19 protein-coding genes and 2 tRNA genes are annotated in these 20,653 nt (G+C 36.0%); 8 read left to right on the top strand and 13 right to left on the bottom strand.

Features of this window, described 5'->3' with window-relative positions:
- Positions 1-5: 5 nt before the first annotated feature.
- The 3 genes from cobT to glpD form a co-directional block, all read right to left on the bottom strand.
- On the bottom strand, positions 6-995 hold the full coding sequence (gene cobT / locus ACFIMP_RS02885) for a nicotinate-nucleotide--dimethylbenzimidazole phosphoribosyltransferase (RefSeq protein ID WP_375613407.1): 990 nt from the start codon (positions 993-995) through the stop codon (positions 6-8).
- A 393-nt stretch (positions 996-1,388) separates the two neighbouring features.
- Positions 1,389-2,369 carry a tRNA dihydrouridine(20/20a) synthase DusA gene (dusA, locus tag ACFIMP_RS02880; protein WP_375613406.1) on the bottom strand — a complete coding sequence of 327 codons (981 nt, stop codon included), beginning with the start codon at positions 2,367-2,369 and terminating at the stop codon, positions 1,389-1,391.
- Between the two features lie 699 nt (positions 2,370-3,068).
- A complete protein-coding gene (glpD, locus tag ACFIMP_RS02875) occupies positions 3,069-4,598 on the bottom strand; it encodes a glycerol-3-phosphate dehydrogenase (protein ID WP_375628154.1) in 1,530 nt (509 codons plus the stop codon).
- A 345-nt stretch (positions 4,599-4,943) separates the two neighbouring features.
- Between glpD and ACFIMP_RS02870 the strand changes: the two genes are divergently transcribed.
- The 4 genes from ACFIMP_RS02870 to ACFIMP_RS02855 all read left to right on the top strand — a co-directional run bounded on the left by ACFIMP_RS02870 (position 4,944) and on the right by ACFIMP_RS02855 (position 8,200).
- A complete protein-coding gene (locus ACFIMP_RS02870) occupies positions 4,944-5,816 on the top strand; it encodes a DsbA family protein (RefSeq protein WP_375668375.1) in 873 nt (290 codons plus the stop codon).
- A 242-nt stretch (positions 5,817-6,058) separates the two neighbouring features.
- A complete protein-coding gene (gene accB, locus ACFIMP_RS02865; RefSeq protein ID WP_375613403.1) occupies positions 6,059-6,556 on the top strand; it encodes an acetyl-CoA carboxylase biotin carboxyl carrier protein in 498 nt (165 codons plus the stop codon).
- Positions 6,557-6,570: 14 nt separating this feature from the next.
- Positions 6,571-7,929, top strand: coding sequence for an acetyl-CoA carboxylase biotin carboxylase subunit (gene accC / locus ACFIMP_RS02860; protein WP_375613402.1), 1,359 nt, complete (start codon positions 6,571-6,573; stop codon positions 7,927-7,929).
- Positions 7,930-8,124: 195 nt separating this feature from the next.
- Positions 8,125-8,200 (top strand) — tRNA-Thr (locus ACFIMP_RS02855).
- 424 nt (positions 8,201-8,624) lie between these two features.
- Here ACFIMP_RS02855 and ACFIMP_RS02850 read toward each other — a convergent pair.
- From ACFIMP_RS02850 to folE, 4 genes are all read right to left on the bottom strand, one after another.
- Positions 8,625-9,131 carry a hypothetical protein gene (locus ACFIMP_RS02850; protein WP_015856440.1) on the bottom strand — a complete coding sequence of 169 codons (507 nt, stop codon included), beginning with the start codon at positions 9,129-9,131 and terminating at the stop codon, positions 8,625-8,627.
- A gap of 137 nt (positions 9,132-9,268) precedes the next feature.
- Complete coding sequence (locus ACFIMP_RS02845; RefSeq protein WP_375613054.1) at positions 9,269-10,441, bottom strand: alpha/beta hydrolase; 1,173 nt, start codon at positions 10,439-10,441, stop codon at positions 9,269-9,271.
- Between the two features lie 192 nt (positions 10,442-10,633).
- A tRNA-Leu gene (locus ACFIMP_RS02840) sits at positions 10,634-10,718 on the bottom strand.
- A gap of 137 nt (positions 10,719-10,855) precedes the next feature.
- Positions 10,856-11,467: a GTP cyclohydrolase I FolE gene (gene folE / locus ACFIMP_RS02835; RefSeq protein ID WP_375613055.1), complete on the bottom strand. Its 612-nt coding sequence runs from the start codon at positions 11,465-11,467 to the stop codon at positions 10,856-10,858.
- 125 nt (positions 11,468-11,592) lie between these two features.
- On the opposite strand from folE, the gene ACFIMP_RS02830 reads away from it, so the two are divergent.
- The 3 genes from ACFIMP_RS02830 (at position 11,593) to thrS (ending at position 14,460) form a co-directional block, all read left to right on the top strand.
- On the top strand, positions 11,593-12,021 hold the full coding sequence (locus ACFIMP_RS02830) for an iron-sulfur cluster assembly scaffold protein (RefSeq protein WP_375611578.1): 429 nt from the start codon (positions 11,593-11,595) through the stop codon (positions 12,019-12,021).
- Positions 12,022-12,372: a membrane protein insertion efficiency factor YidD gene (gene yidD, locus ACFIMP_RS02825; protein ID WP_375607118.1), complete on the top strand. Its 351-nt coding sequence runs from the start codon at positions 12,022-12,024 to the stop codon at positions 12,370-12,372. It begins immediately after the preceding gene.
- 111 nt (positions 12,373-12,483) lie between these two features.
- Positions 12,484-14,460: a threonine--tRNA ligase gene (gene thrS, locus ACFIMP_RS02820; RefSeq protein ID WP_375613056.1), complete on the top strand. Its 1,977-nt coding sequence runs from the start codon at positions 12,484-12,486 to the stop codon at positions 14,458-14,460.
- Between the two features lie 1,049 nt (positions 14,461-15,509).
- Here thrS and ACFIMP_RS02815 read toward each other — a convergent pair.
- The 5 genes from ACFIMP_RS02815 to ACFIMP_RS02795 form a co-directional block, all read right to left on the bottom strand.
- On the bottom strand, positions 15,510-16,013 hold the full coding sequence (locus tag ACFIMP_RS02815; RefSeq protein ID WP_375607116.1) for a MerR family transcriptional regulator: 504 nt from the start codon (positions 16,011-16,013) through the stop codon (positions 15,510-15,512).
- Positions 16,014-16,209: 196 nt separating this feature from the next.
- Positions 16,210-16,524, bottom strand: coding sequence for an integration host factor subunit alpha (locus ACFIMP_RS02810; protein ID WP_273791377.1), 315 nt, complete (start codon positions 16,522-16,524; stop codon positions 16,210-16,212).
- Between the two features lie 77 nt (positions 16,525-16,601).
- A complete protein-coding gene (locus ACFIMP_RS02805) occupies positions 16,602-17,576 on the bottom strand; it encodes a beta-ketoacyl-ACP synthase III (protein WP_375613058.1) in 975 nt (324 codons plus the stop codon).
- A 49-nt stretch (positions 17,577-17,625) separates the two neighbouring features.
- Positions 17,626-18,696 carry a phosphate acyltransferase PlsX gene (plsX, locus tag ACFIMP_RS02800; RefSeq protein WP_375613059.1) on the bottom strand — a complete coding sequence of 357 codons (1,071 nt, stop codon included), beginning with the start codon at positions 18,694-18,696 and terminating at the stop codon, positions 17,626-17,628.
- Between the two features lie 149 nt (positions 18,697-18,845).
- Entirely contained in the window at positions 18,846-19,403 is a 558-nt protein-coding gene (locus tag ACFIMP_RS02795) for a YceD family protein (protein ID WP_375611573.1), read from the bottom strand.
- A gap of 221 nt (positions 19,404-19,624) precedes the next feature.
- Here ACFIMP_RS02795 and ACFIMP_RS02790 point away from each other — a divergent pair, with 221 nt between their 5' ends.
- Positions 19,625-20,104: an outer membrane protein assembly factor BamE gene (locus ACFIMP_RS02790; protein WP_375611591.1), complete on the top strand. Its 480-nt coding sequence runs from the start codon at positions 19,625-19,627 to the stop codon at positions 20,102-20,104.
- A gap of 77 nt (positions 20,105-20,181) precedes the next feature.
- On the opposite strand, the gene nusB is transcribed toward ACFIMP_RS02790, so the two are convergent.
- The gene (gene nusB / locus ACFIMP_RS02785; RefSeq protein ID WP_015856452.1) at positions 20,182-20,652 is read right to left on the bottom strand and encodes a transcription antitermination factor NusB; all 471 of its coding nucleotides are present in this window, start codon (positions 20,650-20,652) and stop codon (positions 20,182-20,184) included.
- Between the last annotated feature and the right edge of the window lies 1 nt (position 20,653).

Below are 20,653 nucleotides of genomic sequence, written 5' to 3'. Positions count from 1 at the left end.
CTTTCTTATTCCAAAACTGCCATTTGTGCATGTGTTAAAACAGCGGCTTTGACGATACCAGCTGCCATAGCTGCTCCTGTCCCTTCACCAAGACGCATCCCCAAATCTAGAAGTGGTTCTTTGCCAATTTTTTTTAAAAGTTTACGATGAGCTGTCTCAGAAGAAACATGTCCAACAAGGGTATGATCAAGAGCTTTTGGATGCATTTTATAAAGAACCGCTGCAGCTACTGTTGCCACAAAACCATCTAAAATAACGGGTATTTTTTCTATTCTTGCTGCTAAAATAGCACCAACCATAGCAGCAATCTCACGTCCTCCTAAGCGACGCATTATCTCAAAAGGATCATTGAAATAATCCTTGTGCAAAGAAATAGCTGTCTTAACCGCTGCAATTTTACGCTGATAAAAATCACCTTCTGATTCCATAGCATTTCCTGTCCATTCTTCCACTTCCCCTCCAAACAATGCTAAGCATAAAGCTGAAGCTATTGCTGTGTTTCCAATTCCCATTTCTCCAATACATAAAAGATCTGTTCCACCCGCAATGGATTCCATTCCAAATGCCATTGTAGCAGCCGCACTCCGCTCATCCATTGCGGCATCCTTCGTAATATTCATTGTTGGATATTCTAATGCTAAATCAAATATTTTTAATCCAAGATCATAAGCAATACAAATTTGATTGATAGCAGCTCCACCAGAGGCAAAATTTTCTACCATTTTTTGTGTCATAGATTGTGGAAATGGTGTAATATTCTCCTCTACAATACCATGATTTCCAGAAAAAATAGCGACCAAAGGTCTCGTTACGATAGGTTTTTCTGTACCCCTCCACCCCGCATACCAAACAGCAATATCTCCTAGTTTTCCTAATGTTCCTTGCTCTTTTGTTAAGTCTTTTTGCCGTTTTTTTGCCAAAATTATAGAAAACTCATCAGCAACAGGTAAATTTGTAAGCAAAGCACGAAAATCATCAAATGGACTAGCGGTCATAAGGATACCTTTTAAAATCTACAATGTTTATGAAAATCCCGTCATATATACAGGATATGAATAATTTATTGTTTTTTTAACAGTGCTTTAAAAATGTTAAATACTATGAAAGCAATAATTTCTACATTCTATTTTCAACCCTAATAACAAACGTGCAAGATTCAAAATGTTATTAATATCTTATGATTACCTTTACAGTGATACCCTTAACCTATTTTTTATTTAATAGGCATAATCAGCATGCCGTTTAATATATACATTCCAACAATTCTTATGTATAATAAAAGTTATAAACTTTCAAAAACTTATAAAATTGAAGAGATCAAAATTATCGCAAAGACATCCAAACGCAAAGGATCTCAACTTTAATATATGTTAATTATTAGGCTATTATTAAATGAGAGCATAAAAAGCTTCTTTTAAAATACATATATCTGCATTTGGTTTTGTCGCATCATTTGATAATATTTGCCTCCATCGACGTGCCCCACCCCGCCCATGAAATAAACCAATCATGTGACGTGTCACATGAGAAAGCCGCCCCCCCGATGCAATATGTCGAGCTGTATAATCACACATAACCTCAATAAGATCACTCTCACTCAGATTATTTTGCGTCTCACCATAGAGTTCAAAATCAATATGTTTTAACAAAGCTGGATTATGATAAACTTGGCGACCAACCATGACAGCATCACAGAAAGTTAAGTGTTCTTTGATCTCATCAATCGATTTAATTCCACCATTTATCCCAATGAATTTATGAGGATATTTACGTTTTAATTTGTAAACTCTTTCATAATTAAGGGGCGGAATATTACGGTTTTCTTTCGGACTCAATCCTTGCAGCCATGCCTTGCGTGCATGTATCCAGAGCGCATCACATCCAGCATTCCAAACCTGATTAGCCAAAAGATCTAACGCTAACTCTTCATCTTGTTCGTCCACTCCAATCCGACATTTGACAGTTACAGGTATAGTAACCTCTCGTTTCATCGCTTCCACGGCATTTGCCACAATGTCTGGATGTAGCATCAAACAAGCCCCAAAGACACCTGCTTGAACACGATTTGATGGGCACCCGACATTAAGATTTATTTCGTTGTAGCCAAAATCCTCAGCAATTCGTGCAGCTTCTGCTAACTTTCTCGGATCAGCCCCCCCTAGTTGTAATGCAACTGGACGTTCTTTATCGCTAAAAGCCAACAATTGTTCGCGAACACCATGAATGACAGCATCTGCTACCATCATTTCCGTATAAAGGAGAGCTTTTTTCGTTAAAAGACGATAAAAAAACCTGCAATGTCGGTCTGTCCAGTCCAACATTGGTGCTACTGCAAATTTTATAGGCGATGGAAGGTTGTAAAATATCATGAGGGTATTACTCTCACGTCCCTATAGCTCTCTCTTTATACATAGAAAAATACTTACTTTTAGTTTACGGAAAATTTTATTCTCTTATACTATCATGAGTATAATAACAGTTCATTATTTTCAATTGATATCAAGGTTTACTACAATCAATCATGATAAAACACAATATCGCATTTCTCATAGATTAGTGTTTAGGTATATAAACATGAAAAAAGAAGATTTTCACCATAATATAAAAAACTCATTTACAAGTTCTTCTTACGCTCATCAAGCCTCCATCCTTACATGATTTAGCACAGCATTTAAGATAATAAATGCTAAACTAACACATTATACAATTTTTTATAATAGATTTAATTTTCTTTAGATTTTTTTAACTTATTGTGCAAATAAATGCTACAGAAAGTATCTTTATCTTCTCCTAAAGAAAGAATAAAAATCCTTATTTCACATGAATCTAATTATAAATCATTTTTTTCAATGAGTTATTCTTGGTAACATTCTTGAATTTCACTTTATAAGATAGACAAATTTCATCCTAAATATTCTATCTAATTTTGCCATTTTGTGATTCTTGCAAAAAAAACTAAAATCAGGGTATAGACAGCCATTGCCTTTTTAATATCTATGACTGATATCAGTATCTCTTTAAGGAAAATATTTTACAATATTGCAGATAAAATCTGTAAAATAAAATGATCATAAAAGTTGTTCAATCTCTTGTTGGCTTTGCATATAGGAAGAAAGAGTATCAACCTCTTGTTCATTAAATAGGAGACCCAGTTTTGAACGACGCCATAACACATCTTCACATACTTTAGCCCATTCTTTTTCCATCAACCATTTTACTTCTACTTCATAAAGCCCATGTCCAAAATTTTTTCCTTTATTTGCCTTACCATGTGCAAAGATCACCAATGCTTCCGTACCGTAGGAGCGTGCAAGCCTGCGATGTGTAAAAGCATCTAAATCTGGCATCAAAAGAGCAATCCTATTTTCGATTGTATCTAATTTGTTATAGGGAAAATCACCCCCTGGAAGTACTGCCTTAGCCGTCCATGATGCTCTCTTTTTACCAAGCTCTTTTTCAACAAATTTCATCGCATCTTCAGCCAACTTACGATAAGTTGTAATCTTTCCACCATAAAGATTAAGTATCTTTGGTGTCGTTCCTGTTCCCATTTCTTTTAAAACATAATCGCGCGTAATTTCTTGTGCTTTTGAAGCTCCATCATCATAGAGTGGACGAACTCCCGAGTAAGACCAGACAATCGTTTCAGGCAACACTGGTTGTATGAAATATTCACTGGCTGCTGCACAAATATAATCAATTTCTGTATCAGTAATATGAACGTCAGCCGGATCTCCTTGATAATTACAATCTGTTGTTCCAAGTAAGGTAAACTCTTCTTGATACGGAATAGCAAATATAATACGCCCATCACCATTTTGAAAAATATAAGCACGATCATGAGTATAAAGCTTGGGAACCAAAATATGAGAACCTCTAACAAGCCGTACTGGTGAATGTTCTTTACAATCTAATATGCTTGCTAAAACATGATCAATCCAAGGACCTGTCATATTCGCGACATAAGAAGCTGTGACACTATATTCTTTGCTACTTAACTTGTCTTGAAGAAAGATACGCCATTTATTGTCTTCTTTTTTTAAAGAGAGAACTTCTGTTCGTACTTTTATATCAGCTCCCCACTTTTCTGCATCACGAGCATTGCCAATAACTAAACGCGCATCATCTACTCTTGCATCAGAATATTCAAAACCTCTCTGATATTCTTTCTTCAGTGTAGAGCAAAATTTTTGTGAAAAATTAATCGTTTTACTGCGCCACAATTTCTGATTCCAATTCCCTAAATAATCATAAATAAAAAGTCCAAAACGCAACATCCAAGCAGGGCGCAATTCTTTATGATAAGGAAGGAGAAAACGCAAAGGACGCACAATATGTGGAGCCATACGTAAAATAATCTCGCGTTCTTTCAATGCTTCACGAACAAGTTTGAACTCATAGTGTTCAAGATAACGAAGCCCACCATGAATAAGCTTTGTTGACGCACTTGAGGTCCCAGATGCAAGATCGTTCATTTCAGCCAATCCCACTTTAAATCCGCGTCCTGCTGCATCTCTTGCCAATCCACAGCCGTTTATCCCTCCTCCAATGATAAACAGATCATAATGTGTTGTGGTTTTCATAATTTCACTTTTCATTATTTAATTTTGTTTCTCAGTACTCAATAAAGCAACAGGAAAAAATAATACAAATGTTCTTCATTGTATTATCAACGTACTTTTTCCTAAAATAAACACGCACAAAAAGCTTTTGATACCCTTATACATCAAAACAACATTTGACAAATTAAAGAGATTTTTTTTATCTTTTACAAAACATAATCCTTACCAAGCCAAGGTTTATCATATGAAATCTTTTTAGAGAAAAATTGATGTTTTTTCTCATTCTTAAAGATACACTATAACTAAATGCTTCATTGCACATAGATAGCGCTTTTCATATAGTTCACTCAATGACACCCTAAAAAATGTGAAGGTATACAAATGAATTATCACTCTCAAAACTCGAAAATAACACTTTTTTCAAAAATTTTAGTCATAGTTATGTCGAGTATTTTAATCTTTTTACCTTCTTTATCAAACGCAACATCACACTCAAAAACAGCAAATGATTTAAGCTTAGAAAAGCTTAAATCACAACTTTTGGAAGATTCTAGCTTTTTATCTAAGCTTAAAGAAAAAATGATACCACATACTGATTCTCATCATATTCAACAAATCGTCAGAGAGTATCTTCTTACTCATCCAGAAATTATGATTGAAATGCAGCTTATTCTTCAAGATAAGCTGGAAAAACAGAATGAATACGAAAACCAAAAACAAACTTCTGTCATTCATTCATTAGAAAAAGAGATTTTTCATTCTCCTCATGACGCTGTTTTGGGAAACCCAAATGGTAAAAGAGTGCTTGTCAATTTTTTTGATTACAACTGTGGTTATTGTAAAATTTCCTATTCAAATATAGAAGACTTGATAAAAGAATATCCAGATTTAAAGGTTATTATCAAGGACTTACCAATTTTAAGCTCTGATTCTATGGCAGCCCATACTGTTGCCTACGCATTTCGAAAACAATTTCCAGAGAAATATCCTCAGTTTCACAAAACGCTTTTAATGTATCAGGGTCGTGCAAATGAAGCTAAAGCTATTAAAGTAGCTGTTTCATTAGGAGCAGATGAAAAAAAACTACATAATGCAATAAAAGATCCCACTCTGCAAAACGCTTTTAAAAAAAACATTCAAATTGCCTCTGCACTTCATATTACGGGAACACCTTCTTACATCATTGGTGATAAAATATTCATCGGCGCAGCCAGACAAGATATTCTAAAACAAGCGATAGATAATACACAGTGAATACCTGATCCGTTTTAGGAAGAATACTGTAAATGAGGTAATTTTATGCTTTCTCTTTTTTGATAACAGGCTTATAAGTGCAATTTTACGTAAAGCAGATACAAGTTTTAAATTGCAAAGTATAATGATTTAAAGGAAATAAAAATCTTTAAAGCCTCAAAAGATGTCATCCCTAATCTAGAGATATTCGGTCATAAAATGAGATAATGACGATCTTCATTGATCAAGGAGTTAGAAATAAAATGGCAACAAAAAAAATGGATTCGGCAAAAACCGCAATTGATACGAAAATTATTCGTGATCTTGCTGAAATTTTGAATGATACAAATTTAACGAACATTGAAGTTGAACAAGGGGAGCTTCGTATTTGTGTCTCACGCCAAAATACCTTAACTTCTTCTGAGCAAGCAATCTATGCCCCTGTTTCTACTCCTACTTTTTCTGTAACATCTTCTCCAGTTCCAACAGCTGAATCTCCTATACAATCTATCCAAGAAGATAAATCAAAAAACACAATAACCTCCCCAATGGTTGGAACAGCTTATCTTGCACCCTCACCAGGCGCACAACCTTTTGTAGAAGTAGGACAAAATGTTTCTGAAGGGGAGACATTACTTATTATTGAAGCCATGAAAACAATGAATCAAATTTCATCACCGCGCTCCGGTACGGTAACCACTGTTCTTGTCAAAGATGGTCAACCTGTTGAATTTGGTGAACCACTTATTATTGTTGAATAAAGCGAGGGGCAACCATGATTCGAAAAATCCTCATTGCTAATCGAGGAGAAATTGCTCTTCGCGTTTTACGTGCATGTAAAGAACTTGGCATAAAAACCGTGGCTGTTCACTCTACCGCTGATGCAGATGCAATGCATGTTCGTCTTGCTGACGAAAGTGTTTGTATTGGCCCTCCTCCCGCTCGTGATTCTTATTTGAGTATTCAGCAAATTATTGCTGCTTGTGAAATTACAGGAGCGGATGCTGTTCATCCAGGTTATGGCTTTCTTTCTGAAAATGCAAAATTTGCAGATGTTCTAGAAGCCCATGATATTACATTCATCGGTCCAACAGCTACTCATATCCGCATCATGGGCGATAAAATCGAAGCAAAGAAAACCGCCAAAAAACTTGGTATTCCTGTAGTTCCAGGTTCAGATGGAGCAGTCACTGAAGAATCAGATGCTTTACGCACTGCTCGTGAAATTGGTTATCCAGTTATTATAAAAGCTTCTGCCGGTGGTGGCGGACGTGGTATGAAAGTCGTTCATTCTGAACAAGAATTTTCTATAGCTCTCAAAACAACGCGTTCAGAAGCGAAAGCTGCTTTTGGTGATGACGCTGTTTACATAGAAAAATATTTAGAAAAACCCCGTCATATTGAAATTCAAGTCATAGGTGATGGTGCGGGAAATGCTATTCATTTAGGAGAACGCGATTGTTCACTTCAACGACGGCATCAAAAAGTATGGGAAGAAGCTACGTCACCTGCACTTAATGAAACTGAACGGAAAAAAATTGGAAATATTGTTGCAAATGCCTGTGCCCAACTTGGATATCGTGGAGCTGGTACTATTGAATTTCTTTATGAAAATGGCGAATTTTATTTTATTGAAATGAATACACGTTTACAAGTCGAGCATCCTGTAACTGAAGCAATTACAGGTATAGATTTAGTCCACGAACAAATCCATATTGCATCAGGCTGTAAACTTTCAGTGACACAAGATGAAGTCTGTTTTTCTGGTCATGCCATTGAATGCCGTATTAATGCAGAAGATCCTATTAACTTTACGCCATCACCTGGAACCATTACACATTTTCATACACCTGGAGGTTTAGGGATTCGTGTTGATTCAGGCGCTTATTCAGGTTATCGCATTCCTCCTTACTATGATAGCATGATTGGAAAGCTGATTGTTCATGGACGTACCCGTTTAGAGTGTATGATGCGTTTACGGCGTGCTTTAGATGAATTTGTCGTCGATGGGATAAAAACTACACTACCTCTTTTTCGCGATCTTATTAATAATCAAGATGTTGCTGATGGTAATTATAATATTCACTGGCTAGAAAATTACCTTGCTCATCAATCAAAGTCTTCAGATTCGTAATTCGATAGCAAAACGGTGCATTCTTATAAAAGATTCTATAAGATATCAACATAAGGATAGTTCCAACCTTGCTGTAAAAAGTGGAAAAAGGAAATAAATTGGTTATTTTTTACATAGTTTTCTTTTAATATACATAAAATTTAATAATTTTCTGTTTTCCTTTTTGTTAGTTTGTGCTAACTCCTACATGGTTACGCCCTTATAGCTCAGTTGGTAGAGCACCTGATTTGTAATCAGGGGGTCGGGAGTTCGAGTCTCTCTGGGGGCACCATATGTTTTTTTAATTACGTGTAGCTTATTCATTTTCCGAGTGTTTTTAAATTCAAGAGAAGGTAGAGGTGAACGTGAATTTACAAAACATGTTATTTTTATCAAACTTCTTTTTAATGCTTTAAATTCAGCTAATTTCTACCAAAGTTTAAGTTTCTAATGAATATACTAATAACTTCATAACATTGGTAAAATTATCCGGCGGACTATTATTAAAAGAATCAGAAAGTTTTTTGTAAAATTCTTTCCACAAACATTTTTTTCAATAAAGCCACCTAATTCATCAGCCTTAACTTTAGCAAAGATATAAGGCATGTGTTTCATTTATTAAAGAAAAGAATTTGCTTTAAAAAGGTTATAGCCTTCTATTTAACAGCGTTTTTGCTGTAAAATTCAAATTATCTATCTGCTCAACTAAAGAACTTTTATTGTTTAGCTTTTGTGCTTTTTTCAAAGAGATGTGGGCTTTCAAGAATAAGCTTTTCTCGTGCTTTTTGTAACTGTTTAATGACTTCATCAATCTTTGACGGAGAACAAAAAGATTCTTGGCTATTCAACAAATGCAGCCTCTCCTTTCCCTCATATAAACATTGCATCTGAGATTGAAGTATTCTAACTTCTTGAAAAAAAAGACGTCCTGTTTCCTTAAAACCATTATTAAGTGCAAAAAGTTGATCAGAAATGGATAGCAGAATTTGTTTTAAAAAACGCTCATTTTCTTGGCGTTTACGATATTCTAAAATAAGAGCATGGCTTATCTCATCTAACTGTTTTTTTGTAGAATCAATTTGACGCAATAAATTTGGTTTTTCCCCCATATCACCTTTTCTCACCTTCACAAGCATAGCATGAATGTCTAATAACTTAATTGCGGAATGAGACAAATAATCAACAACTGTAGGCGTATTAACATAGCGTTTCCGTGCAATCATCACAAACTCACCTAATGACTGTTTTTTACATTCATCCCGCTATTTATTTTTCATTTTACAAGACCATTCTAAAGAAAGTGCTAAAAAATATTACCTCCAATACATTATTCGATGGAGCCCCTTCTCTCTTTTCACGATCAACGTGGAATCCGTGGAGAGAGAAAACGTACAGGTGTATAAAGGATAAGATGTGTTGTTTTTTCCAACACACTACTACCATCAGCAAGAAGGGCTTGACTAGGTGACAATTCTGTACCTTGCATAATTGTGGAAGCCAAAGAACCTTCTCGAGAAAGAGCCATCAACGTTGGCGAAGATGCAAAGACATTGTGTGCTCCCCCATCCACATGAGAAAAATCAAGAACAGCTATTCCATTTTTACGCAACATTTCAATATCTGAGCCATCGCCCACACGATGATGTCCACCCGTAAGACGTCCTGAAACCGCAAGAGCTTTATCCGCTCTGGATACTAAAATAGCGGTTGGCTGCGGAAGTTTTTTTATATCATTAAGTTGGCGCTCAAATACATCAACATCAATATCTGGTGCAGCCATTAATAAACTTGTAATACGACGAATAGGCTTATATTTTCCCTGTAACGCTAACGTTCTAAATGCTTCCATTATAACAAAATTGCCCATAGAATGTGCAATAACCGAAATTTGATCAGCATTGGTTTCACTAATAAGTGTTAAAAGCTCTATCAATCCGTCACGGGCAAAATTAGCACTGTCACGATCATAAATATAAAGAGGAACTGATCCGGCCGAAGGCCAAGAATAATGCACAGCGACAACATTTAAAGAATAATCGTGTGTAAACTGTGCTGTACGAAATGTACCATCTGCAAAATTATTATTATACCCATGGATAAAAAGAAAAATTTCTCTTTTTCCTTTTGGCTTTTTTGCTAAAGCAGCATTTAATTGCTGTTTAAACTGTTCTTTATTATCGTATTTTTGCAATGCTACTGCTGCAAAATACTTATCATGCGTAGGTTTATAGGCATTTATTTCAACAACTCCCTTTACATGTTGCTGAGGAATTCCTACGTCAACGCGATTATAATGAACTTTATTTGATCGCTCTGCACCATAAGGTTGAGCGTAATTATTTTGCATCATACGACTCGTTGCAACATACACTGGAACGATGGCTTTTGGAGAAACTGGTTTCCCTTCAACTTCCCTTTCTACGGCAGTCATAGAAGGTGTTGCATGCACCCCATGCCAAAGTACAGCACGTGAATCACTACACGCTGATAATAAAGAAATACAAATAAGAAGTGTTAAATATCTCAGAATCATTATACTTCTCACTGCAACTTCACCCCACCTTATAAAAATATAACATTTCAAATGCATAGATAAAGTAATAAAAAACGAAACATTATTGGCACCACACCAACAAATAACATACAAAAAGATTTTTCTATAATGCCTATAAATCCCCTCTCTCTAACATAACTTCATCTCATTATGGAGAGACTCACTGCGAACTGGTGCGGTCGAGAAGACTCGAACTTCCACGGGTTGCCCCACAGCGACCTCAACGCTGCGCGTCTACCAATTCCGCCACGACCGCACGTGGAAAGAAAAAATCTTGGTTTTTAGCCTTTAACAAATCATAAAGAAAGGTACAAGCCAATTTTCTTTTTCTCATAATTTATTTTATCCGGATGCTTTATAATTTAATAGAGATTACGAGAAATATGGGCTTTACTATGACCTTTGAACCATCATCATAAAATGTGCTTGTGCCGCTTGATCTTTTTCATAATAACCATGAAAGTTTTTTGTAATTGTTGTAGAGCCCTGTTTTTGGATTCCTCTCATAGCCATACACATGTGCTCAGCCTCAATCAATACTGCTACACCATGAGGCTTCAGATACGTTTTTAACGCGTGAGCCACTTGCGCTGTCATAGCTTCTTGAGTTTGTAAACGACGAGAAAAAATATCTACAACACGTACAATTTTTGAAAGACCAACAATTTTTGCATTAGGAAGATATGCTATATGTGCTTTCCCAATAATTGGGATCATGTGATGCTCACAGTGTGAATAAAAAGGTATATTCTTTACGATTACGGCTTCATTGTATCCTGAAACCTCTTCAAAAACTGTACCTAAGGTTTCTTTAACCGATTGACTATAACCATTAAAAAGCTCGCGATATGCCTTGGCTATACGTTTTGGAGTATCTAAAAGCCCTTCTCTATTTGGATTTTCCCCTATCCATAAGAGTAATGTACGAATCGCTTCTTCCACCTTTTCAATACTCGGACGCTTTTTTTCAGATAAATTTGCGTCTTCTTTAACAACATTACGCATTCAAAAACTCCAAGCTTACTCTATACAAAGCATTTGCTCCATACCTATCTCATTTTGTATAATCTCTATATAAGCGAATTAAAAGTTTAAACAATCACGACTTTCAAAATTTCAGGCAATAGCGCATGATTGATACTATCTATAATGATAAAATACTTAAATATGCTGCACATATAGGCAAAATTGGGCGTCTTAATAATCCTGATGCAACATCAAGAAAACATGCACACCTTTGTGGTTCGACAATCACTGTAGATTTAAAAGTGGAAAATAGTATTATTACCGATTTTGCTCACGAAATACATGCATGTGTGCTAGGGCAAGCTTCAGCTTCACTTTTAGCATCTCATATCATCGGACAAACAACTCAAGATCTTAAAATATTGCGTGAAGTTATCTACCAAATGCTAACGCAAAATGGTCCTTCTCCTCAAGCTCCATTTGAGGATTTTTCTTGCTTACAGCCCATTAAAGACTATAAAGTGCGCCATGCAGCAACACTACTACCCTTTGATGCAACGATAGACTGCATTCAAAAAATTGAAGAAAAATAAATGTTCAAATCACAATCTAGACAAAAAAAGTTGACTCGGAATTACACAGGCACTTGGCAAAAAACACCCGGACGATTATTGGGTATTTTCTTAATACGGTTCTATCAAATAACACTTTCGAGTCTTATAGGCAATCAATGTCGCCATGCCCCGACTTGTTCAGAATATACATATGAAGCGATTGCACGCCATGGGCTTTGGGCTGGTGCATGGATGGGACTCTTTCGTATCATGCGTTGTGGGCCCTTTGGAACAGATGGCTTTGATCCAGTCCCTCCATCGCTTGGAAATTCTTGCTGTTTTTATAAACCTTGGCGTTACTGGAAAATTTCTGACAAACACAACAAATAATCCTTTTCTTTTTTCACATGTATTGATAAAAAATTAGTCTATAAGCTTTTTACTCAATTTTCACGAAACCATCCGCAATCGTTAGCGGAATTGGATTAAAAGGGTGTTTTTATGTCTTGCTCTATTTCTCTTTTTTTTCCCGATGGTTCAAAACGTAATTACCCCGCCGAAATGACAGGCTTGGAATTAGCAGAATCTATTTCTAAATCACTTGCAAAAAAAGCAGTCGCCTATAGTCTTGATAGTATCACGCGAGACTTATCGGATCCATTGGGACAATCTGGTCAAGTAGAGATTATTACCCGAGAAGATTCACGCGCTCTTGAGCTCATAAGGCATGATTGCGCCCATGTCCTTGCTGAAGCAGTGCAAGAGCTCTTTCCTGAAACGCAAGTAACAATAGGTCCTGTCATTGAGAACGGATTCTATTATGATTTTGCACGCCAACAACCTTTCACATTAGATGATCTCACCGTCATTGAAAAGAAAATGCGTGAAATTATCCAACGCAATAAACCTTTTAGAAAAGAAATTTGGTCTCGTGAAAAAGCAAGAAAAGTTTTTTCTGAGAAAAAGGAATTTTATAAAGTTGAACTTATTGATAGCATTCCTGAAAATCAAGATTTAAAAATCTATTATCAAGGGGAGTGGTTTGATCTTTGTCGCGGACCGCACATGCAATCTACAGGGCAAATTGGGAATGCTTTCAAATTAATGAAAGTTGCAGGAGCTTATTGGCGTGGCGATGCCAATAATCCAATGCTCACGAGAATTTATGGAACAGCATTTGCAAATGAAAATGACTTAAAAGCCTACCTCCATATGCTAGAAGAAGCTGAAAAACGTGATCATCGCCGCTTGGGACGTGAAATGGACTTATTTCACTTTCAAGAAGAAGGGCCAGGAATGATTTTTTGGCACAAAAAAGGTTGGAAAATGTTCCAAAATTTGATCAGCTATATGCGTAGACGCCTTGATGATCATCAATATGCTGAAGTTAATGCACCACAAGTTCTCGATAGGTCACTCTGGGAAATATCTGGCCATTGGGGTTGGTATAAGGAGAATATGTTCAAAGTAATTTCAGCAGAAGAAGATTCAGATCATGGGAATGTTTATGCCCTTAAACCAATGAACTGCCCTGGTCATGTGCAAATTTTTAAACATGGTTTAAAATCTTATCGTGATTTGCCTATTAGACTTGCTGAATTTGGACTTGTTCATCGTTATGAGCCTTCAGGCTCTTTACATGGTCTTATGCGTGTGCGTGGTTTTACACAAGATGATGCGCATATTTTTTGTACTGATGAACAATTAGCCGATGAATGTCTCAGTATTAATGATCTTATTTTATCAACTTATGCCGATTTTGGTTTTAAAGAAATTAGTCTTAAGCTTTCAACCCGTCCAGAAAAACGAGTTGGATCTGATGCATTATGGGATCATGCAGAAAGTATCATGGAATCCGTCCTTAAAACGATTGAAACAAAATTTGCAGGACAAATCAAAACAAGCATCCTTCCAGGTGAAGGAGCATTTTATGGTCCAAAATTTGAATATACATTAAAGGATGCTATCGGTCGTGAATGGCAATGTGGAACAACACAAATAGACTTTAATCTCCCTGAACGTTTTGGTGCATTCTATATTGATAAAGATTCAGAAAAACGTCAACCTGTTATGATCCACCGTGCTATTTTTGGATCAATGGAGCGTTTTCTTGGTATATTAATTGAAAATTTTGCTGGACATATGCCACTTTGGCTTGCTCCTGAACAAATTGTTGTTGCAACAATTACATCCGAAGCAAATGAATATGCCCAAAAAATAACAGCAAAACTTAAAGCTGTTGGGCTTTCCGCAACAATAGATCTCCGCAATGAAAAAATTAACTATAAAATACGAGAACATTCTTTACAAAAAGTCCCCGTAATTTTGGTATGTGGCAAACGTGAAGCTGAAACAAACAGCGTAAATATGCGCCGCTTAGGAAGTACAAATCAAACCCTTTTATCTGTAGAAGATGTGATTAAACAACTCTCAAATGAAGCAACACCTCCAGATTTGCAACGTGTAATAAATGCATAATACCACAGAAGATGGTAATACGTTAATTTTTTACTATAAATCTTCAGTTTTTGTACAAAATGAAATAATTTGATATTGTAGTGTGTTTTTGTTTCATGCACAATGACCTATCATCAGAAAGAATAACGTGCTCTTCCTCTACAAGGTAGATTGGTGAAAAAGTTGAATGTAAGCTATGAGCTGTTTAAATTGCAAAAATCATAGACAATTGAATATTAATAATAACATTAATCTTTTACCTTTATAATGAAAAGATGCTGCTATTATCATGGATAGATCATTACAATAATTATAGCAACATCAAGCAAGAAAACTGAAAACAAGATTATATTTATTAATAAAAAATATGTAAAATTAGCTGAACAATGATATTTCTTATTCGTAAGATAAGCCCTTATAAAAATGACAAGATATTGATTTATAATGATAATATATCGTTATTCATATTAAATAAGGTTTCGAATATCATAGGCTTCTCTTATTTTTAATATGTTTATGTTGAATCTATCAAAATCATTTGCTTGCACGAAACAAGCGGAATGAGTGTGTGGATAAAAATTATTGAGAAAGGACTTTTAAAATGCCTACAATGAACCGCCTAAAGTGCTAAGAATTGTTGCAGTTATTGAGAACAGGCTATAATTATAATGATGATGCCGACTTGAACCTTCATAAGTATAAAAATAGCGGTACTCAACGAGTTTACCATTAATCATTCACGAGGCATTATGGTAAAATAAGATTAAGAAGCCTTAAGAAACATCTCTTTAAAACAAGCACATGAATTGGTAAGCTAATGGCATTCTACATCCCGCAATCTACACTGATGAGATATTGCCTTAATTTTTATAAAGCCAAATCAAAAAAAATGGCAAAACTCAGCGTTTATTCTTTCTCTTCTTCATGTTTTACCAAATGAAAAACTCTTATAAAAAACTCGTTAAATATACACATACGATATATGACTACTCGTTGAACGTATAAACTTCTGGGCACATCCATAAAACATCTAAATATCTACGAAACACATATAAAATAAAAAAATATTATTATCGTGCTCTATCAAGAACACGCTTACATTCAATGAGTTCAAACAGAATTTCTTGTAACAATGCTTTATCAGTTTTATCTTTGTAAAGATTCACAGAACCGACAGATGTTTCTCCCTCATTCCTCATGAAACTCAAAAGCCCAAAAGAAGATTTCTTAGGCTTATTGCTAGCATTTTCAGAAGTTTGTCCTGCATGTTTCTTCTCTATGACCACATTCATAGCATCAAGATCACCATTACCCAATGCAGTCACAAAAGCAACACCATTTTCTTTCAAAAGGCGTTGCACACCTTTTATCGTATAACCCTGATCATATAGTAACTGCTTAATACCATTGAGCAAATCAACATCGACCGGACGATAATAGCGCCTTCCTCCCCCACGTTTCATTGGTTTAATCTGCCTAAAACGTGTTTCCCAAAATCTTAAGACATGCTGCGGAAGCTCCAATAACTCCGCTACTTCGCTAATTGTGCGAAAAGCATCAGAGCTTTTATCCATTTTGTAACACCTTATTTAAAACAAAATAAATTACTTCACAATGACTCATTCTGTCTCAATTTCTCAACAAGATTAGTCAAAAATAAGACCATCATTGATACCTTACTCACCAGTCTTTTTCTAAAAAATAAAGACCCTTATTTTATACATTTCTTTAACAAATACCAAACATACCATGGCATTTATTTATGAGATATCATTTTTTCTGTTTTGCACGATGCGAATCTAAAATTCTCTGTTTAAGGACATTGGCAGCCTTAAACGTCACAACACGTCGCGGCGGAATCGGTGCTTCAACACCTGTTTTTGGATTGCGTCCAACACGTTCATTTTTACTGCGAACCTGAAAAGTTGCAAAAGAAGATAATTTAACCGCTTCACCTCTTACAAGTGAGTTGCAAATCTCATCCAAAACCAATTCGACTAAAGCTGCTGATTCAGTATGTGACAAGCCCACTCTTTTACAAACTACGCTCGCTAAATCTGCACGCGTTACTGTCTTACTTGTCATTATAACCACCTATTAAAATATTAAAAATTACAAAATGACTTATACGTTTTCTTGAAATATGGTCAAGTAGCCATAATTTACCAACGAATAAGAATTGCTCCCCATGTAAATCCACCTCCCATGGCTTCTAACATGATAAGATCTCCTTCTTTTATTTTTCCATCGCAAACAGCTGTTGTTAAAGCCAACGGAACTGATGCAGCAGACGTATTACCATGTTGATCAACGGTAATCACAACTTTATCTAGTGAAATTCCCAGCTTTTTAGCAGATGCTTCAATAATGCGCTTATTAGCCTGATGAGGTACAAACCAATCTAGTTGTGAAGAATCCATACCTGCAGCTGCAAAACAATCATCAACCACATCCGTTATCATACCAACAGCATATTTAAAAACTTCTCGTCCTTCCATACGCAAATAGCCTGTCGTTTGTGTTGTTGAAGGTCCACCATCAACATATAGCTTATCTATATAAGCACCATTAGAACGCAATTTCGCAGACAATATACCACGCTCAAAAGCAATACCCCCCTCAGTTTCTAGTGCTTCCAAAATAACAGCACCAGCACCATCACCAAACAATACACATGTCGTACGATCTTCCCAATCTAAAATTCGAGAAAATGTATCGGATCCAATAACTAAAATTCTTTTAGCTCCCCCACACCGTAAATAAGAATCTCCTGTTGTTAAAGCAAAAATAAAACCAGAGCAAACAGCTTGAATATCAAAAGCAAATCCATGGCTCATTCCCAAAGCATGCTGAATTTCAACAGCAGAAGCAGGAAAAGTACGATTCGGGGTGGACGTTGCTAAAATAATACAATCGATGTCTTTTATTGTTAAACCAGCATTTGTAAGTGCTGCTTGCGCAGCCTCAACTCCTAAAGAAACAGTTGTTTCATTTTCACTGGCAATATAACGTTGGCGTATTCCTGTACGCTGAACAATCCATGAATCTGACGTTTCAACAAACTTTGCAATCTCATCATTTGATAAACTTCTTTTCGGCAAAGCACTTCCTACACCACGTATAATTGACCGAATCATTCAGCTCTTACCTTTTCTTCAAATTTTTTATTTCTATTATAAGAGCTTATCATAAGGACTCTCCATTCATCACCGCTTCATCTTCTTGGTCAAAAAGTGTTGCTTTATTTTCATGAAATCGCCGTAAATCAGCCGTTATTTTTTGTAAAAGTCCATTATTAACCATTTTATAACCAACGCGGATAGCAGAAGCAAAGCCATTAGCATTAGCACTGCCATGACTTTTTATAACAACACCATTCAAACCTAAAAGAACTCCTCCATTCACCCTATCAGGATCCATTTTATGTTTCAGTATACGAAAAGCACCCCGTGATAAAAAATAACCAAGAGATGTTAAAAAAGAACTGCGCATTGCAGAGTTTAAAATCTCTCCTATCTGTCGCGCGGTTCCTTCTGCGGTTTTTAAAGCAATATTACCAGAAAACCCCTCTGTCACAACAACATCGACTGTTCCTTTTCCAATGTCATTGCCCTCAACAAATCCTTTATATTCCAATCCTTCTAATTGCACTTCACGCAATATCATTCCTGCTTTTTTTATTTCATAAAGTCCTTTAACCTCTTCCACCCCCACATTTAAAAGTCCAACACTTGGTCTTTCAGTGTGATATAAAGCGCGAAACATACCTGCTCCCATAACCGCCAAATCAACCAACTGACTAGCAGAGGCACCAATTGTTGCTCCAATATCTAAAACAATACTCTCACTGCGCAGTGTTGGCCAGATACCCGCAATACCAGGACGTTCAGCCTCTGCAAGCATTTTCAAACAAAAATAAGACATGGCCATGAGTGCACCCGTATTACCAGCGGAAATGCAAGCATCAGCTTCACCATTTTTTACCGCTTCAATGGCGTACCACATTGATGATTTACCACGTCCATTACGAAGTGCTTGGCTTGGCTTTTCATCCATGCGTGTATAACTTTCTGTAGGGCAAAAGCGCGATACAGAATCCAAACAGGGATATTTTTTTAAAACCGGACGAACAGCCTCCTCTACTCCATAAAATAGAAAATAAATATTTGATAAATATTTTTGTACAATTGCTGCTCCTGCAATAGCTGCTTCTGGACCGTAATCACCGCCCATGACATCCACAGAAATTCTAATCACGCTTGCATATCCCACATCTTTTCATTTACATCTTTAAATACATATTATGATTTTTAGCTCCTGAATACTCACACAGCACATCTTGCGAAAATCGCTCCGCAGAAAATACCGTTTAGCATACAATAGATATTTTTTGTATGTTTTTACAATCACTTCCAATTTTTCAAAACAGAAAATGGAGAGAATTTTCGCTCTGCTTCTTCTAAATTTTCAACCATATTCATCTTTATCCCTTCTTTACGTGGATAATGATTAATAGACAACTCAAAAAACTCTTCCATGATTGCGCCAATATCAATTTTATCATCATAAAACACTTCAGGAGTATCAAGCCCCTCCACATCTAAAAACAATTCCCCTGTATCCTCTGATATTTGGGGCTTCATCAAATTTGAATCTTCAGGAACAAAAACAACCTCAATATTTTCACAAAGGATATTTTCTAATGGTTCTAATGTAACAACACATAACTGTAGTATACGCGCTTGCAACAGACCTTTTATACGCACTCCGCGTTTTTTCCACGGGAAAATATGGAATTTTCCCTCACAAGATTTTACTTCAATTAAATCATGGTTCTGGGCTAAATGTGTACATTCTTTTTTGTTTGCACAAAAATGAACCCTTATACCTTTAGCAGGTAGAGAACGTACAGATATTGGATAAGCCAAAGCAAATGTCATTTGAGGAACATTTTGAACATTCATTGACAACTCCCAAACATAAAAACGCGTAAAGCACTATGTTTTTATTTATCTCAAGTATTTATGCATTTTTTTCTTTTCTAAAGAAATTCTATATGGCATAATTTGCTTTATAACAGGGAAACTCAGTGTAAGCTACGGTAGATTAAGTTAAAATTAGAAAAAACTTGAGGTTGCCTTCTTGTCCTACATCTCAGTATAAAAAGGAGATACCATTGTTTCAAATGCCTCACATAATAGCCTTAATCAAACGTAAATTATTGATTGGTCTATCAATAGCAAGCATAGGAATGCTTGCTGGGTGTAGCCTTCTTGATTCTTCAGGTTCGAGCCAAATTTATAGAGAGGGCTATGTTCTTGATAAAAATGCTCTAAGTTCTATCTCTATTGGCTCAAGTCAAGAGCAAGTTCTTTTAACTTTAGGGACCCCTTCATTAAAAACAAAATATGATAATGAAGTTTTTTATTACATCTCACAGACACGTTATCGTGGGATGCAGTTTATGAAAACAAAGATTATTGATCGCAAAGTTTTAGCCATTTACTTCAATAAAAATAATCAGGTTGCAAAAGTTGCAAATTACGGATTACAAGACGGTCAAGTGTTTGATTTTATTACACAAACAACGCCAACTGTAACGAAAGAACATCCTTTCTTAATTCAAATTATAAAAGGCCCTGTGAATTTGCCACCCCATAACTAAATTATATAGTCTGCATACCGTTTCAATATTATAGGTCTGATAATATCAGATCTATAATAGGGGGGGATTTGTAACTCTTAGAGGCGAACTTTTTTTGCCATACTGTCAAGAACTGCATTAACAAGTTTTGGCTCATCACCTTCAAAAAACGCCTTTGCTATGTCAACATACTCATTCATGACAACCGCAACGGGAACATCTTTACGGTTGATCAACTCCCATAAACCTGCTCGTAAAATTGCTCGCAATATAGAATCAAGACGTGAAAGAGACCACTCTGCAGAAAGCTGTTGATGAAGCAGCGGATCAAGCTGCTTTTGATCTTTTACAACACCCGTTATAATAGCCAAAAACCATTGAAAATCAGCTTCAAGATATTGATCTCCATCAATATCTTTTCCCAAACGATAAGCCTCATACTCAGCTGCCGTTTCCATCACCCCCGAACCCACGATATCCATTTGATAGAGTGCTTGAACTGCAGCGAGTCTTGCTGCTCCACGTTTATTGGCTGAACGCGGAAAATGTCTGCTTTTTATATCAGCCATA

The sequence above is a fragment of the Bartonella sp. AP65SXKL genome (genome assembly GCF_042195725.1).
Taxonomy (GTDB): domain Bacteria; phylum Pseudomonadota; class Alphaproteobacteria; order Rhizobiales; family Rhizobiaceae; genus Bartonella.
This window is presented reverse-complemented; position numbering and strand designations above follow the sequence as displayed.